This window comes from Candidatus Zixiibacteriota bacterium, from assembly GCA_021159005.1.
GTDB lineage: Bacteria > Zixibacteria > MSB-5A5 > UBA10806 > 4484-95 > JAGGSN01.
Window position 1 is genome coordinate 19,027 of record JAGGSN010000143.1, and the last position, 15,972, is coordinate 34,998.

Genomic DNA, 15,972 nt, shown 5'->3' on the forward strand with positions numbered 1-15,972 from the left:
TCGGTAGGAGTACCCGACAGCACAATACAAAACCTGAACAGCCGCAATTACTATTGACATCCTTAATTCGGCACATTACATTCAAATCTTAAAGTACTGCAAAAATCGGTACAGTAGAAAATTATGAAAGTTTACACCGACAATACCGCTTTCGCTGACCAAATCCTCCCAACCGAGTCTCGTCATTGGTTTGCCTCCAAATCGACATTAAAAAACAATATCAAATCGCTTGCAGAATACTTATTCCGGGATAAATCATTTCAGGAATCAGATATCAATTCGCAATTGTTATGGAAACAGATGTTTATTGTTGAATCCGCATCGCGGTCCCAATATGATATATTAATTGACCTGTCTCAAAAAAATATTCGGCTTGAACATGGAATATTATGCTTAGCAGGCAGGGGACAGGATTTTCACGGCTTTAGAGACCGTCACTGGGAAGCCCCAGCTGGAAATATCTACCTCTCTGCTTATTATTCGCCCTGCCAGCCGGTTGAAAATTTTGGCGCTGGTTTTATGGTTTTGACTGCTGTTTCGGTGATTGATACATTAGATTGCATTCCTGAAATTCAAGGCAAAGCGATGATTAAATGGGTAAACGATATTTTTATCGATAATTCTAAAATATGCGGCGTTTTGGCCTACACTCAGGCTGAGGGGAAAAAAGTTGCCGGAGTAATATTAGGTATCGGCCTAAATGTGAAAACCACGCCTGAAGTTAAAGCCAATCCGTTTGTGCCAAAAACTGCTTCATTGGTTGATTTTTGCCCAAATAGGGAATATTGCAGCCGGCAATATATACTGGGAAAGCTAATGGAATCGCTTGATAACAACTACCGCCTTTTGATTAATGGCGGCTATAAAACATTGCTCGAACGCTATCGTCAACGATCGCTGGCTATTGGCCGCAAAGTTGATGTTTGCTTAGATGTCCCGAGTCCTGATATAAAGATAATCGCTAACGGCAGGGTAACCGGTATCGGCGACAATTTGGAGCTTTATATTGAGGATTTTGATCGGCCGGTTGTTCGGGGAAGACTAATATTGAAAAATTAAATTAGCTCTTGATAATTTAAAAATAGTAGCTTATCATGAGTATTGATTTTTGAAAGTAACAAACAACAGCTGCGGCTGTTTTTTTAAGGACTGATTTATGTCAGCAAGCAGGGATATAATTGCTAACCAATGTTTTATGTTGGAAGTTTATATTTTTATATCTGGTTATATTTGTGTAAATGGCAGTTTGTTGTGCTGCTATAATGGGACAATTTAGAATCTCTTTTTGGTGAAACAAATTCTAATTTATTTGGAGGAATAATGATAACCAAGGAAGAAGCTTTAAGATATCATAGTAAAGGACGAAAAGGGAAAATTGAAGTTAATTCCACTAAACCATGTGTGACCCAGCTGGATTTATCTTTGGCTTATACGCCCGGAGTGGCCGAGCCTTGCTTGGTGATAAAAAAAGATCCTGATAAGGTTTTTGAGTATACCGCCAAAGCTAATTTGGTAGCCGTAGTTACAAATGGTACAGCTGTGTTAGGTCTTGGCAATATAGGTCCGCTTGCCGGTAAACCGGTTATGGAGGGAAAAGGTGTTCTGTTTAAAAGATTTGCCGATGTGGATGTTTTTGATATAGAACTTGATGTTACAGACCCGGAAGAGTTTATCAATATTGTAAAGAGATTAGAGCCGACTTTTGGCGGTATTAACCTGGAAGATATCAAGGCTCCTGAGTGTTTTCAGATTGAGCAGGCTTTAAAAGAATTGATGGATATTCCGGTCTTTCATGATGACCAACATGGAACAGCGATAATTTCGGGTGCGGCTCTTATCAATAGCTGTGAAGTTACCGGCAAAGATGTTGGCAGTATAAAAGTAGTATTTAACGGTGCTGGCGCTGCTGGAATTGCATGTGCCAAACATTATGTTAATCTTGGAGTTAAGCGCGAAAATATCGTCATTTGTGATTCAAAAGGTGTTATTTATAAAGGCAGACCGAAGGGAATGAATAAATATAAGGAGGAGTTTGCTTCAGATACCGATGCTCGAACTCTTGGGGATGCCTTAAATGGTGCCGATGTATTTTGCGGCGTTTCGGTAGCTAATGTAGTCAGTCAGGATATGGTTCGTTCGATGGCTAAATCGCCGATGATTTTTGCTATGGCTAATCCTGATCCTGAAATTACTTATCCTGAAGCTAAAGCGGCGCGGGATGATGTAATCATGGCTACAGGCCGTTCCGATTACCCCAATCAGGTTAATAACGTCCTTGGTTTTCCATTTATTTTCCGAGGCGCTTTAGATGTGAGAGCTACTAAGATTAACGAGGAAATGAAAATTGCGGCCACAAAAGCTCTGGCAAACCTTGCTAAAGAACCTGTTCCCGAATCCGTTAAAGTTGCTTATGGAGGAGTATCGCTAAATTTCGGTAAGGACTATATTATTCCCAAACCTTTCGATCCGCGAGTGTTATTGTGGGAATCAAAAGCTGTAGCTGAAGCGGCTATGAAAACAGGCGTTGCTCGACATCAAATAGACCCTGACAAGTATTTGATGAGACTTGAATCGCTTCTCGGACGTTCACGGGCTGTGATGCGCACAGTTATTAATTACAGCCGCAAGCAGACTAAGCGAATTGTTTTCCCTGAAGGCGAAAACAAAAAAATACTCTATGCGGCGAAAAGCATTTATAAAGATAAAATTGGTATTCCTATTCTATTAGGAGATATCGATCTTATTAATGAGCGCGCCCGCAGTCTTGGAATTGATCTTGAGGGAGTTGAACTTATCGATCCTAAACGTTCTGACTCCTCGAAAAAATATGCAGAAAAACTCCACCAACTCTGCCGCCGACAAGGAATGACAGAACTTGATTCATTGATTGACCCAATATACTTTGGTTTAATGATGCTGCATCAGGGCGATGCGGATGCTTTTGTGGCAGGGGCTACCAAACATTATCCCGATGTTTTAAGGCCTGTATTGCAGGTTTTCCCCAAAAAAAACCATAATGACCGTATTGCAGCTATGAGCCTTATGCTGCTTAAAGATAAAGTGTATTTCTTTGCCGATACTGCTGTTAACATTAAACCGTCTCCCGAACAAATTGCTGATATTGCTGTTGTTTGCGCGCATCAGGTTCGTTTGCTCGGTATTAATCCGAGGGTCGCTTTGCTTTCTTACAGCAACTTCGGCTCAGCTAAAGGTAAACTTTCAACTAAAATGCAAAAAGCGGTACAGCTGATTCATGAAATTGATCCAGATTTGGAAGTTGACGGCGAGATGCAGGCTGATACCGCGGTTGATGCTGATATTCTGAAAAAAACATATCCGTTTTCTGATTTGAAAAAACCGGCGAATGTGCTTATATTCCCCGACTTGCAATCTGGAAATATTGCCTATAAATTGGTTCAACGATTGGGTGGCGCCGAGATTATCGGTCCCCTTATTTTAGGTTTGGAAAAACCGATTCAGCTTCTGCAGGTTGGTTCATATACTGTACGTGATATTATCCATCTGGCAGCTTATGCCGCTATGGAAGCTCAAGGTGTGTTCCAAAAAGAACTTTTTGACTCTGCCGTCATAGATGAATAGAGGCAAGGCCGTTTGACTTTACAACATTTAAAAGCGCGTCGGTTGACCAATGTAATTGAATCGGGAATTACGGCTGGCTGGATAGGATTTTCAGATAACTTTTAAATGTACGCGATGTGCTATTTATATGCTGTCAGAAGCTGTTTCTGACAGCATATTCGGACTGTTAACAAGGCCTACCCCGCCTGGCTTACGGAGTAGTTTATTTAAATAGGGGCTAATAATTTTCGATTATCAATATAACCACTTAATAGTCGGAGCTTTTCAGCTCCGATTTTTTCGTGGCGTTTAAATAATTTTCAAGCAACTCCGGCAATTTTAACCTTGTTTTAAAAAGAGACTTAGAGTATATTGATAAATCTATAATAGAAACTTAGCAGTTGACGTATATCCGTATGCGCCAACGGAAATTAATAAGGAGGAATGTAATTTTGATGCAGTTTTTAGCAATGGCTCAATCAAGCGGCGGTGGAGGAGGCAATCCGTTAATTGCCTTAGCCCCGTTTATCCTGATTTTCGTGATTTTTTACTTTTTCATGATTCGCCCCCAGCAAAAAAAGCAGAAACAAACTAAAGAAATGCTGGCATCCATTAAAAAAGGCGATAAAGTTGTTACCAATAGCGGGATGTTTGGCATTATTTGGGGGATTGACGACAAAGAAAATAAAGTTGTCGTAAAATTTGGCGATGATTTAAAAATCGAGTTTCTTAAAAGCTCAATAGCAGGCAAGGTAGAATAAAATCGTGACTAAAATTCTCCCAATAAATATTTATGGCGATGAAATCCTCCGTAAAACATCGGAGAAAATTGACAACATTGATGGCAAATTAGTTGATTTGCTTAAATCGACCATACTTACTATGAAAAAAGGCAAGGGTCTCGGTTTGGCGGCAAATCAGGTCGGCATCAACAAATGCTTTTATGCTATCGACTTATCCTATTTCGATGTTGTCAAAGAGCCTATTGTTATAATCAACCCTGAAATCGTCGAGGTTTCCGGCTCTGAAATCGGCGAAGAGGGCTGTCTATCGTTTCCGGGATTGTTTATTGATGTTGAACGTTCGGAAAAAGCCACAGTTGCCGGCTTGGATATTGACGGCAATGAATTTATCCTTGAGGGTAAGGGATTGCTGGCGCGCGCGCTGCTCCATGAATTAGACCATCTTAACGGCAAATTATTTATTGACCGAATATCGAAATTAAAACGAGGACTATTAAAAGGTAAGCTCAAAAGAATCAAGGCTGGTGAGAAAGTTTAATGCGTCTTGTTTTTATGGGAACTCCCAAATTTGCTGTTGAATCGCTAAAACGGCTTAATTCATCAAAGCATGAAATGCTCGCTGTTGTTACCTCGCCGGATAAACCCAGAGGACGGGGGCGAAAAGTAAGCCCTACTGCTGTAAAAAAGCAGGCTATAGAAATGGGATTGCCTTTATTACAGCCTGACAATTTAAAAGATGATAAATTTATTTCAGAACTTAAACAGATTAACCCGGATTTAATAACGGTTGCGGCATTCAGGATATTGCCGGAGGTTGTGTACGGCTTGCCCCGATATGGGTCAATAAATATTCATGCCTCGCTTTTGCCCGCCTATAGAGGAGCAGCGCCTATTAATTGGGCGCTTATCAACGGCGAGGAAAAAACCGGACTGACAACCTTTTTCCTTAAAAAGCAGGTGGATACAGGTGATATTCTTCTTCAGCGCGAGGTTGCAATAACCCCTGATGATGATTTCGAAAGCCTGCATGCTAAAATGATGATAGAAGGCGCAAAATTATTGCTTGATACGGTCAATGGCATTGAGGATGATAGCCTTAAGCCGTATCCTCAAGGCAATCAACAGGCAATAAAAGCGCCCAAATTAACACCCGAAACCGGTCTTATTGACTGGAATCAACCGGCGTATAAAATAAGAAACCTGATTCGAGGGTTGTCGCCTTATCCCGGCGCTTACTGTTTTTGGAATCAGAAAAAATTGACTATTTTAGAAGTAGAAATAATTGCTAAAAACACCGATTACAATACAGGCGAAGTGATAGAGTCAAATCCGAAGAAGGGGTTTGTAATCGCCTGCAGCGAGGATGCTTTATTTATAACAAGATTAAAACCACAGGGCAAAAAAGCGTTGGGTTCAGCCGAATTCGTACGAGGATATCATGTCAAAGCAGCAGACAGATTTACCAACCAGCGGTAAATTAATAAAAGAAATATTCGTAAACGAAACAGAACATGAAACTCGTATAGCTATCAAAGAGAACAATAAACTGGTTGAACTTTTTATCGAACGGCCGGAACATGAAAGACTGGTTGGCGATATTTATAAGGGACGAGTAACCTCTATCCTGCCCGGCATTCAAGCGGGATTTGTTGATATTGGCATAGAAAAAGCCGCCTTCCTTCATTTATCCGACATGTCCGACCATAAAGGCGAATCGAGTATATTATCCGATCTTGATTTCTTCGATGAGGATGGCGTGGAAATGCCTTCCCGCTCCAAACATCGAAGAAATATGTCCATAACAGAAGTCTTGAAAAAAGACCAGGAATTGCTGGTTCAGGTAATCAAGGAGCCAATTGCCAATAAAGGCTCACGTATTACAACAGAGATATCTTTGCCCGGACGATATATAGTACTTATTCCTGGCGCCCATCATATTGGCGTATCCAGAAAAATTTCCTCATATGCCGAAAAAAGGCGTTTAAAGAAAATTGCCGAAGAATTCCTGCCGGAAAACTTCGGGATGATTATCAGGACTGTTGCCGAGGGTAGAAACCGTAAGGATTTTGCCGCCGACATCAAGCTTTTGACCAAGCTCTGGAAAAAGATGAAAAAACGCGTTGATAGCGCCAAAGCTCCAGCTTTAGTTCATAAAGATATTGAAATGACCACTGGTATTATCAGAGACCTTTTTACGCCTGATGTGAATAGGGTTGTAATTGACAATAAAAAGAAATATAAGAAATTCCTGTCATACTTGCGGGAAGTGGCTCCTCAGCTTAAAGACAGAGTGGAATTATATTCCGGCGATAAGCCGTTGTTTGATTATACGAATATCGAAAACGAAATAGAAAAGATGTTTAATCGCAAATACTGGCTCAGAAAGGGTGGCTCTATCGTTATTGATCAAACGGAAGCTTTGGTTACAATTGATGTTAACACCGGACGCTTTAAGGGCAAAAAAGCCGAGGATGCCATTTTCCAGACTAATATCGAGGCGGCGCAAGAAATTGCCCGTCAAATAAGGCTTAAGGATATTGGCGGCATACTCATTATCGATTTTATAGATATGGAAAAAAGAGATAATCGCCGCAGAGTATTTGAAGAGTTTAAAAATGCTCTGAAAAATGACCGTTCACAGACTTATATTTCATCTATTTCCGACTTGGGCTTGATTGAAATGACTCGCCACCGCATTCGACCCTCGCTTATGCAGACATTGTCTGACCCCTGCCCGGTTTGTTCCGGTGCGGGACGCGTATTATCTAAAGAATCGATGGCTATAAAGATTGAACGCTGGTTTAAGAGAGCTTCAGCAGATAGAGGCAAAGCCCACTATCAACTAATAGCCTCTCCTCAGATTATTGAACTGTTAACAGAGAATGGCGCTAATAGAATTGAGGAAATAGAACGTCGGCAAAAGATTATGATCGATATTATTAGGGATACGGCTCTCCACCCCGAGGAATTTCATGTAATCGATGTAAAAAACGAAACTGATGTAACTGAAAAATATATGATGTAAGGAAGCTATATGCTTAGTTATGATTACACTCCCCATTTGCTTGAAGTTGCCCGATTAATGGAACTGGCGGCGCGAACTGCGCCAAAATCCAAAGGGGAAGATTATGTGGAAGTTATGACTATTTCAGGCGAAGCTATCAAGAAATTCGCCGATGATATGATAAGTTTTGGCGTTAGAACCGGTAAGAAAGATTTTGACCGGGACGCTAAAAACATTGAAAAATCGCCCGTCATTGTTTTTATCGGGCTTAAAAATGCCACCACTCTCGGACTTAACTGCAGCGCTTGTGGTTTTTCAACCTGCGCCGATTTGGAAAAAGCCCCTAAAACCAATGTTGAATTTAGCGGCCCGATTTGCGTTTTGCGGCAGCTTGATTTTGGCATCGCGCTTGGCTCGGCGGTTAAAACAGCTCAGATGATGAATGTGGACAATCGAATAATGTACCGCTGCGGTGTAGTGGCTAAACAAACCGGTTTGGTTGATTGGGATATTGTTATGGGAATTCCACTTTCGGCTGCCGGTAAGAATATCTATTTTGACAGAGAAATAAAAAAGTAAAGCGAACTTTTTAGAATCTAAAAAGTTAAAAATGTTTGAATTGAAAGTAAAGAACTTGACCAAGAGCAGATTTTGTTTATATATATGTTTTAACAAAAGGAGATTTCGATGCGTGCAATAATTGAAAGCGGCGGGATGCAATTCCCAATTGAACAAGAAGCTGTTATTCAAGTCCCAAAACTGAATGTTGAGGCAGGTCAGAAGTGTGAATTCGATAAAGTACTGCTTGTTAGCGGCGATAATAAATTTGCAGTTGGCAAACCCTATATTGATGGCGCAAGTGTCAAGGGTGAAGTGCTGTCGCATGGCAAGTCTGACAAAGTAAAGGTTTTTAAGTTTAAAAGGCGCAGAAAATACAGAAAAACAACCGGTCATAGGCAGCAATATACTGAAGTTAAAATTCTAAATATTTCAGCTTAGTTTATGAAGCGAATTAGTTTCGTTATAATAGCATTATTATTCACCGCAAATATTGCCCAATCTGCGGTTGAGGATTATTACGGCAAAGCCATTGTCTCGGTGAAGCTTTCGGAAACGTATGCTGCTGACAGCTTCTTAGTATATAACAGCTCGGGCTTGGTGCCGGGAGAAATTCTTACCGGCGCTATGCTTCAGGATGCTGTAAAAAAAATATACGCCTTGGGCATATTTTCCGATGTTGCGATTACCGGCGAGCTTGTCTCCGGCGGTGTGAATCTTTTTATTAATGTTGTGCCGTATCCGCGTGTTTCCAAAATCCAATTCAAAGACAACAATAAGATTAAAGATAAAACACTAAAAAAAGAACTAACTATTAATGAGGGGCGCATAATTTCACCGGGGGCTATTAAAACAAATGTCAGCAGAATAAAAAAGCTTTACGAAGAAAAAGGCTACTTAATGGCGGTTGTCGAATCTGATATTGTTCCCGATGATGACAACCCTGATAAAGCTGTACTTACGTTTATTATTGAAGAAGGCAGCAAAGTTAAGGTTAGAGATATCACATTTTTCGGCAATGAAAATTTTACCGATAACAAGCTCAGGTCAAAGATTTCGACAAAGAAAAAATCTTTCTTCCGGACGGGTACTTTCGATAGAGAAAAATATCGCGAGGATAAGGGTAAAATTATTGATTTTTATAAAAATGAAGGCTATATCGACGCGGTTATTATTGCCGATTCTATAATATATGCCGATGATTCAAGGATGCAGTATTCTGTATTCGCAGGCACTACTTATGTTGAAAAACCTGATATATTTATCAAGATATATATCGATGAGGGCAAGCGCTATTATTTCGGTAATTTCACATGGGAAGGCAACGAGATATTTGACGACAACAAGCTAAGCGCAATTTTCAAAGTGAAAGAGGGGGAGAAGTATAATCAGGAAAAATATGATAATATGCTTTTCAAAATATATGAAATGTATCAGGATGAAGGCTATTGGTATGTCCAGATAGATGAGAACAAAACTCCCCGTGATAAAATACTTGATGTTCATTTCACATTGGTCGAAAATCAAGCGGTGTCCGTTAGGATGATTCATATCGAGGGCAATACTAAAACCAAAGATAAAGTTATCCGTCGGGAATTGAAAATCAAACCAAACCAGATATTCAAAAGATCGATACTCGGACGGTCGCTTCGGGAAGTTATGATGCTGAACTTTTTTGGCAATGTAACGCCGGATTGGACAATCTTGGATAACGGCGATATTGATCTGATTATTAAAGTCGAGGAAAAACCAACAGGTCAATTTAATGTAGGGACCGGGTATTCTCAATCGGATGGATTTGTGGGCACATTCGGAATAGGCTGGCCAAATTTCCTTGGCGGCGGTCAAACATTAACTTTCAATTCCGATTATGGAAATAGGCGAAAAACTTTCAACCTAAGCTATTACGATCCATGGTTTTTAGATACTCCAACTTTCGTCGGCGGAAGTGTATATGTTCAGGAAAGAGATGAGAGATCGCGCTATTATTTCACCGAACAGAAACGCGGTGGAAGTATCAGGATTGGCCGTAGATTGCGCTGGCCGGATAATTATTTTAAAATATTCTCAAGCTATAGGCTTGAGGAAGTTAAATATTATAGTTTTAGCAGTAATGAAATCGATACGTCATCTTCAATTTATCAAGACCCGGGACCTCATACCAAATCGGTTCTAAGCCTAACTATCGAAAGAGATTCCCGAGATTTAGCGATGTTTCCCACTAAGGGCGCCTCAATATACTGGACAGGCGAACTTGGCGGCACTTTCCTTCGGGGAGATTGGGATTTTTACAAACATACTATGGGTATTAGTTATTATTACACTCCTCTTTGGAAGCTTACACTTGGTTTGAAAGGAAAATGGGGCTTTGCCAAAGGGATATATGATACCGATAAGGACGTGCCGTATGCAGACAGGTTTTTCCCCGGCGGCATCAGTTACGATGGCACTATCAGGGGATATGATGATTATAGCATCGGACCAAAGAATGATTACAATAATGCTTTGGGCGGACGAAGCGAAGTTATATACAATTTGGAGATTACTGTTCCTATTGCCGACCAGCAATTTTACATACTTTGTTTCGCCGATGCCGGCAATGCCTATAGCACTGGCGATGGCTTAAAAGATAATTTTTATAAAAATTTCAATAAATCTGCAGGTTTTGGTTTCAGGGTTGTTGCGCCGATGATTGGCATAATCGGATTTGATTTCGGCTGGCCATTTAACGGCCCATCTTATAAACGCGGTATGCAATATCATTTCCAAATCGGAAAGGGATTTTAAAGGAGCAAATTATGCGGAAAAGTTTAATTGTCGGGTTGTTTATTGGTCTTATGACTTGCGTCGTTATGGCTGATGATGTGAAAATCGGCTATGTTGATTCACAGCGAATTTTCGCCGAATACCAGGAATATCAGGATGCCCAAATAAAATTTGATAAAGACTTGGAAAGCTGGAATACTCAGGGCGATCAGATGAAGCGGGATATTGAAGAATTAAAAAGTGAAATCGAGGGACAATCTCTGATACTATCCGCCGAAAAGAAAAAGGAAAAAGAAAACATGCTTTTGGCCAAACAGGATACGTTAAACCAATTCTTGAATGCTACTTTTGGTCCTGATGGCAAAGCGGAACGTAGGATGGCGGAGCTTTCAAAGCCGGTTCATGATAAAATCATAAGCATTATTGAAAGAATCGCAATCGAAAATAATTATAGCATTGTATTTGATGTCGGGACAGTTAATATTGCCTACGCAAAAAAGAGCCTCGATATCACGGATGATGTTCTCGTTGAACTGGCTGCTGAGGAGTAATGGAATTTAAGCTCTCGGAGATTGCCGAAAAAATTGGGGCCGAGCTTGTTGGCAATGATATAACAGTTTCCGGACTGGCAACTATTGACAACCCTAAGCCGGGAACCCTCACCTTTATAACCTCGAAAAAGTATCGGAAGAAGCTGGCTGATTGTATTTGCCCGGCAGTAATTGTCCCGCCAAAAGTCGAATCTGATAAGCATAGTCTTTTGGTTAAAGATGATCCATACCTTGGTTTTGGTTTGGCAATGCGCCTTTTTCACAATAATCACTATCGGCCAACCCCTAAAATCGAAAATTCTGCCGCAGTATCAAAAAACGCTGAAATTGGCAAGGATGCCTATATTGGGCATCATGCTGTTATTGAAAACAACGCTAAAATCGGAGACAACTGCGTTATTCATTCCGGCGTAATTATAGCCCGCAATTCTGTGATTGGCGACAATTGTTTTATTTATCCTAATGCGGTTATTATGCATGATGTGATAATTGGCAGCAGGTCAGCTATATATGCCGGCGTTGTTATTGGCTCTGATGGTTTTGGTTATGCCAGAGACGGCAACAAGCATATTAAAATTCCTCAAACAGGCATTGTAGTATTAGAAGATGATGTCGAGATTGGCGCCAACACCACTATTGACCGCGCCACTATCGGCGAAACAAGAATTGGCACAGGCGCAATAATAGACAATCTCGTGCAAATAGCGCATAACTGCAGAATTGGCGCCGGTTCAATAATATGCGCCCAGGTTGGTGTGGCTGGCACAACCACTATAGGTAAAAACGTGATTTTAGCCGGGCAGGTTGGCATAGCTGGCCATCTTACTATTGGCGATGGGGTTATCGCTCAGGCGCAATCTGGCATACCCAACGATATTTCAGCCGATTCCATAGTTTTTGGCACACCGGCAAGAGAGGTCAGGCTGGCGCATAGAGTTGATTCTTTGCTTAATCATTTGCCCGATTATATTCAACGACTTCGGGAAGTTGAAAAAAAGTTAAATAAATCAGAAAAATAATTTAATTTAGGAACAAAATTAATAAAAATACTGTTTTTCAATATGTTTATTAATAATGAAATACTTAACAGGAGAAAATAATGACTGAATTACTGCAAATCACGGAACAAAATTTTGAAACAGAAGTTCTTAAATCAGATATTCCGGTACTGGTCGATTTTTGGGCTGAATGGTGTGCTCCCTGTCGGATGATTGGTCCCATAGTCAAAGAATTGGCTTCGGAATACGATGGCAAATTAAGAGTTGCCAAACTTGATGTTGACTCGCTTGGTTCGATTGCTCAACGTTATAGAATATTGTCCATCCCTACAGTCATTATCTTTAAAAATGGCGAGGTTGCCTCGCAGATAATAGGCGCAGTTCCGAAAAAAGATTTGGTAAGCCAAGTTGAGAAAGCTATAGCATAGTGACAGATAACGATTTCACTGACCCTGATACTATCAAAGATATTATCGATGACAGCCAAATTATTGCGGTCGTAGGCCTTTCGGATAAACCGAATAGAGCCTCTCATGGCGTAGCATCATATTTGAAGCGAGAAGGCTATACGGTTATTCCGGTTAACCCCAATAAAGATATTATTCTTGGCGAGAAATCATACCCTAATCTGAAATCGATACCGCAGCCGATTGATTTGGTCGATATTTTCCGCAGAAGCGATGCTGTTGGCCCGATAGTTGATGAGGCTATTTCGATTAAGGCCAAAGCGGTCTGGCTTCAGCAGGATGTTATAAATCATGATGCCGCTAAGAAAGCCGCCGATGCCGGTTTAAAGGTAGTGATGAATCGCTGTCTGTTTTTGGAGCATACAAAACTGAAATCATAATCAGTTCAACTAAGAGATATTATTTTATGGCTGGTGTACAGCCCCGTACGCCAGCCATATTATCTTTGCTGCAAACATTTTTCTAATGGTTTTAGTTTGCAATACTATCCGGTTTTATTGTATATTATTTAAAAAGCTTGCGGCTATTTTGCCGATGGTATATTAAGCATGTGAAAAAGAGCGAGACAGTATGATTAAACCTTATGTGAAAATCCCCAAAAATGTTGATACCGAACTTCAATGGACAGATGGGCTTAAATTTGAAGCAAATACCGGTTCGAAGCATTCGGTTACAATGGATGCTTCACCCGAGCATGGCGGGGCTGATGATGGCGCCAGACCTATGGAAACATTGCTCTCAGCTTTAGGCGGCTGTACCGGTATGGACTTAATTACAATTTTGAAAAAGAAAAGATGTCATCCTGAAGAGCTTAAAATCAACCTGCATGGCGAGCGGGTTTCCACTCATCCTCATGTATTCAAATCAATTACTATGGAATATCTAATATGGGGTTCCGACATTACCGATGAAGATGTGCAATGGGCATTAAGCCTGTCGCTTGATAAATATTGCTCAGTAGCGTCGATGCTTAAAAAATGCTGCAAACTGAATTATAAATGGCGAATTTACAACAAGAAGTAAGGATTTTATGAACGGTTATCGACCTCAATTTGCTGGTTTTGGCGCTCGCGGCATGATTCCGCCTGTTGTCAAAGCTCTATTAATATCTAATGCGGCAGTCTTTTTAATAACCTATTTTATGCCGGGTACAATCGCCGGAATCTTTGGACTGGTTCCCAAATTTGTCTGGAGCCGGTTATGGATATGGCAATTATTTACCTATATGTTTCTTCATGGCGGCTTCTGGCATATTCTGATGAATATGTTTATCTTGTGGATGTTCGGCTCCGATTTGGAGAGGACATGGGGCAGCCGTGAATTCTTGAAATTTTATATTGTATGTGGTGTAGGTGCAGGCTTGTTTAATGTATTATTCCAGCCATCATCGTTAATTCCAATTATCGGCGCCTCAGGAGCAATATACGGCGTCTTGGTAGCTTATGCCCTTATGTATCCTAATCGATTGGTATATATCTACTTCCTTTTTCCGGTTAAAGTTAAATATCTTGTTATCTTTTTGGCGGCTATGAGCTTTTTTATGTCGATGGGCGGCAGTCATGACAATATCGCTCATTTCGCCCATCTTGGTGGAATGCTTATTGGCTATGTTTATTTGAAATTTAATATTGGAATGTGGCGAATAAATTCATTGAAATATAAAATTTCAAGTTTCAAACATAAGCAAAAAATGCAGAAAATTGCCCGTGAACACGAAAAAGAACAAAAATTAATGGAGGAAGTCGATCAAATTCTCGATAAAATAAATAAGGTTGGCTACGATAAATTGACAAAGAATGAAAAGAAAATCCTTGAGGATGCCTCAGAAAGGCTTTCAAATAAGTAGACAACTGTATTAATACATGGTTTTTAAACCGGATTGTTTCGGGAAGGCATAATTGATATGAATAAAATATTAATTGTCGAAAACTCACCCACAATAATTAGCGTTGCCGATTCGCTTTTAAGGCAGCGGGGTTATGATGTAACATGCTTATCTGATGGTCTTGAGGCTTATAAGTTTGCCAAGGCAGAGAACCCTGATCTGATTTTAGCCGCTATGAGTATATCGGGGATTGACGGCATAGAGTTGTGCAAAAAAATTACCAGCGATACTTTGACTGGCGGAATACCTGTTGTCTTTCTAATAGGGGATAAAGATGCTCCATATCTCGATAAAATTGATTTAAGCGGAGCCCGCGGCAAGATTAATAAGCCGTTTTCGCCTAAAGAATTACTAACTATCGTGGAGAAATTTGCCAAAATCAGCGAAACGAAATATTCAACACAGGTTGTCAATCAGGAATCCGAAGGAGGACCCAGATTGAAGCCGAAAGCCGCACCGGAAGAAATTAGAGCATCTACCAGAACAATCGTATCCGATAACCAACCACGTGACAATAAACATGAAACAGTCTTAAATCTTGATTGGACCGATCTTGATGAGACTACTGATAGCAGCTCCGACCAAACTGTAGAAACAGTTAAAAAAGACGAAACCGGCTTAGTTTTAGATGATGACCAGTATGGCTTGACAAGCCTTGCGGATGAAGCATTATCGAAAGAGAATAATGATGAAGATTACGATTGGTTTATAAATGGAATGAAAGAAGGCGATAAAGAGTCAGGCGGGAAACAAAAAACCGTTGATACGCCCAAAGAGCAAGACGCAGCAAAACCTATAATTGATTATGAGGGTCTTGAAAGTTCTGCCTCAAAGGATGATACAAAATATCGCCGTTTCCTCGATAAGTTTAAAAAAGACACCAATGAGTTAGTCGGCGAAAAAAATGTAGATATGTCTCGTATAGATATCGACAAGTTGGTGAATGAGATTTCCGAGAAATTAGCTCAGAAGATAGTTGCCAAAATCGATAAGCAGGAGATGAAGCAGATTATATCCTCGCTTCTTAGCGGCAAGTAGCCGCATTTTTCATTTCATACTATCCGTTTGGTTCAAAATTCGATCCACTATATATGTGTATATTCGCTATTGTTCAGCCTTTTTAACCCAGATTTTGCAGTTGAATTATTATTATGACAGTCATTATCATACAAGACATTGCCATGAATCGCTTTCAATGCATATATGAATAAAAGTTAATTTCACTAAAAAGTGAAAAAGAGGGCGTATCCGCCTGAGGCGGACGCTCCTGCGCGTTGACGTAAATCAAGTTAGGTTTACACTACTGTCCGGCCTTTTTCATAGAGTTCTTTAAATATTACCCAACAAGCGAAACTTGCTAGATTCCCAGCCCATAGAACAACAAGACATTGGAAAACTCCAGCAAACATCGCCATTCTACT

The 15,972-nt window shown here is 40.3% G+C and carries 16 protein-coding genes; all 16 read left to right on the plus strand.

Translation table 11 applies throughout. The features are described 5' to 3' along the window. Positions 1 to 123: 123 nt before the first annotated feature. The gene (locus J7K40_09585; GenBank protein ID MCD6162649.1) at positions 124 to 1,059 is read left to right on the plus strand and encodes a biotin--[acetyl-CoA-carboxylase] ligase; all 936 of its coding nucleotides are present in this window, start codon (positions 124 to 126) and stop codon (positions 1,057 to 1,059) included. Positions 1,060 to 1,320: 261 nt separating this feature from the next. After that, positions 1,321 to 3,600 carry an NADP-dependent malic enzyme gene (locus tag J7K40_09590; protein MCD6162650.1) on the plus strand — a complete coding sequence of 760 codons (2,280 nt, stop codon included), beginning with the start codon at positions 1,321 to 1,323 and terminating at the stop codon, positions 3,598 to 3,600. Between the two features lie 434 nt (positions 3,601 to 4,034). After that, positions 4,035 to 4,340 (plus strand): preprotein translocase subunit YajC, encoded by a 306-nt coding sequence (yajC, locus tag J7K40_09595; GenBank protein MCD6162651.1) that lies wholly within the window; start codon positions 4,035 to 4,037, stop codon positions 4,338 to 4,340. Positions 4,341 to 4,344: 4 nt separating this feature from the next. Next, positions 4,345 to 4,860, plus strand: coding sequence for a peptide deformylase (gene def, locus J7K40_09600; protein MCD6162652.1), 516 nt, complete (start codon positions 4,345 to 4,347; stop codon positions 4,858 to 4,860). Continuing rightward, positions 4,860 to 5,798, plus strand: coding sequence for a methionyl-tRNA formyltransferase (gene fmt, locus J7K40_09605; protein MCD6162653.1), 939 nt, complete (start codon positions 4,860 to 4,862; stop codon positions 5,796 to 5,798). Before def ends, fmt begins: the two co-directional genes overlap by 1 nt. Next, positions 5,761 to 7,347: an Rne/Rng family ribonuclease gene (locus J7K40_09610; protein MCD6162654.1), complete on the plus strand. Its 1,587-nt coding sequence runs from the start codon at positions 5,761 to 5,763 to the stop codon at positions 7,345 to 7,347. Before fmt ends, J7K40_09610 begins: the two co-directional genes overlap by 38 nt. A 9-nt stretch (positions 7,348 to 7,356) precedes the next feature. After that, positions 7,357 to 7,905, plus strand: a complete 549-nt coding sequence (locus J7K40_09615) for a hypothetical protein (GenBank protein ID MCD6162655.1) — start codon at positions 7,357 to 7,359, stop codon at positions 7,903 to 7,905. A 108-nt stretch (positions 7,906 to 8,013) separates the two neighbouring features. Further along, entirely contained in the window at positions 8,014 to 8,325 is a 312-nt protein-coding gene (gene rplU, locus J7K40_09620) for a 50S ribosomal protein L21 (protein ID MCD6162656.1), read from the plus strand. Positions 8,326 to 8,328: 3 nt separating this feature from the next. Beyond that, positions 8,329 to 10,671, plus strand: coding sequence for an outer membrane protein assembly factor BamA (bamA, locus tag J7K40_09625; GenBank protein MCD6162657.1), 2,343 nt, complete (start codon positions 8,329 to 8,331; stop codon positions 10,669 to 10,671). Between the two features lie 11 nt (positions 10,672 to 10,682). Then, positions 10,683 to 11,201: an OmpH family outer membrane protein gene (locus J7K40_09630; protein MCD6162658.1), complete on the plus strand. Its 519-nt coding sequence runs from the start codon at positions 10,683 to 10,685 to the stop codon at positions 11,199 to 11,201. After that, entirely contained in the window at positions 11,201 to 12,220 is a 1,020-nt protein-coding gene (gene lpxD / locus J7K40_09635) for a UDP-3-O-(3-hydroxymyristoyl)glucosamine N-acyltransferase (protein ID MCD6162659.1), read from the plus strand. Before J7K40_09630 ends, lpxD begins: the two co-directional genes overlap by 1 nt. 80 nt (positions 12,221 to 12,300) lie before the next feature. Then, complete coding sequence (gene trxA / locus J7K40_09640; protein MCD6162660.1) at positions 12,301 to 12,627, plus strand: thioredoxin; 327 nt, start codon at positions 12,301 to 12,303, stop codon at positions 12,625 to 12,627. After that, positions 12,627 to 13,046: a CoA-binding protein gene (locus tag J7K40_09645; protein MCD6162661.1), complete on the plus strand. Its 420-nt coding sequence runs from the start codon at positions 12,627 to 12,629 to the stop codon at positions 13,044 to 13,046. The genes trxA and J7K40_09645 overlap by 1 nt, the downstream gene beginning before the upstream one ends. A gap of 190 nt (positions 13,047 to 13,236) precedes the next feature. Then, positions 13,237 to 13,689 carry an OsmC family protein gene (locus tag J7K40_09650; protein ID MCD6162662.1) on the plus strand — a complete coding sequence of 151 codons (453 nt, stop codon included), beginning with the start codon at positions 13,237 to 13,239 and terminating at the stop codon, positions 13,687 to 13,689. 7 nt (positions 13,690 to 13,696) lie between these two features. Then, positions 13,697 to 14,512 carry a rhomboid family intramembrane serine protease gene (locus tag J7K40_09655; GenBank protein ID MCD6162663.1) on the plus strand — a complete coding sequence of 272 codons (816 nt, stop codon included), beginning with the start codon at positions 13,697 to 13,699 and terminating at the stop codon, positions 14,510 to 14,512. A 57-nt stretch (positions 14,513 to 14,569) separates the two neighbouring features. Next, positions 14,570 to 15,589, plus strand: coding sequence for a response regulator (locus J7K40_09660; protein ID MCD6162664.1), 1,020 nt, complete (start codon positions 14,570 to 14,572; stop codon positions 15,587 to 15,589). Positions 15,590 to 15,972 lie beyond the last annotated feature (383 nt).

What these genes read in the sequence shown, in the direction of transcription:
- J7K40_09585 (MCD6162649.1), top strand. Translation starts at nt 124, where the DNA reads ATGAAAGTTTACACCGACAATACCGCTTTCGCTGACCAAATCCTCCCA.
- J7K40_09590 (MCD6162650.1), top strand. Translation starts at nt 1,321, where the DNA reads ATGATAACCAAGGAAGAAGCTTTAAGATATCATAGTAAAGGACGAAAA.
- yajC (MCD6162651.1), top strand. Translation starts at nt 4,035, where the DNA reads ATGCAGTTTTTAGCAATGGCTCAATCAAGCGGCGGTGGAGGAGGCAAT.
- fmt (MCD6162653.1), top strand. Translation starts at nt 4,860, where the DNA reads ATGCGTCTTGTTTTTATGGGAACTCCCAAATTTGCTGTTGAATCGCTA.
- J7K40_09610 (MCD6162654.1), top strand. Translation starts at nt 5,761, where the DNA reads ATGTCAAAGCAGCAGACAGATTTACCAACCAGCGGTAAATTAATAAAA.
- J7K40_09615 (MCD6162655.1), top strand. Translation starts at nt 7,357, where the DNA reads ATGCTTAGTTATGATTACACTCCCCATTTGCTTGAAGTTGCCCGATTA.
- rplU (MCD6162656.1), top strand. Translation starts at nt 8,014, where the DNA reads ATGCGTGCAATAATTGAAAGCGGCGGGATGCAATTCCCAATTGAACAA.
- bamA (MCD6162657.1), top strand. Translation starts at nt 8,329, where the DNA reads ATGAAGCGAATTAGTTTCGTTATAATAGCATTATTATTCACCGCAAAT.
- J7K40_09630 (MCD6162658.1), top strand. Translation starts at nt 10,683, where the DNA reads ATGCGGAAAAGTTTAATTGTCGGGTTGTTTATTGGTCTTATGACTTGC.
- lpxD (MCD6162659.1), top strand. Translation starts at nt 11,201, where the DNA reads ATGGAATTTAAGCTCTCGGAGATTGCCGAAAAAATTGGGGCCGAGCTT.
- trxA (MCD6162660.1), top strand. Translation starts at nt 12,301, where the DNA reads ATGACTGAATTACTGCAAATCACGGAACAAAATTTTGAAACAGAAGTT.
- J7K40_09650 (MCD6162662.1), top strand. Translation starts at nt 13,237, where the DNA reads ATGATTAAACCTTATGTGAAAATCCCCAAAAATGTTGATACCGAACTT.
- J7K40_09655 (MCD6162663.1), top strand. Translation starts at nt 13,697, where the DNA reads ATGAACGGTTATCGACCTCAATTTGCTGGTTTTGGCGCTCGCGGCATG.
- J7K40_09660 (MCD6162664.1), top strand. Translation starts at nt 14,570, where the DNA reads ATGAATAAAATATTAATTGTCGAAAACTCACCCACAATAATTAGCGTT.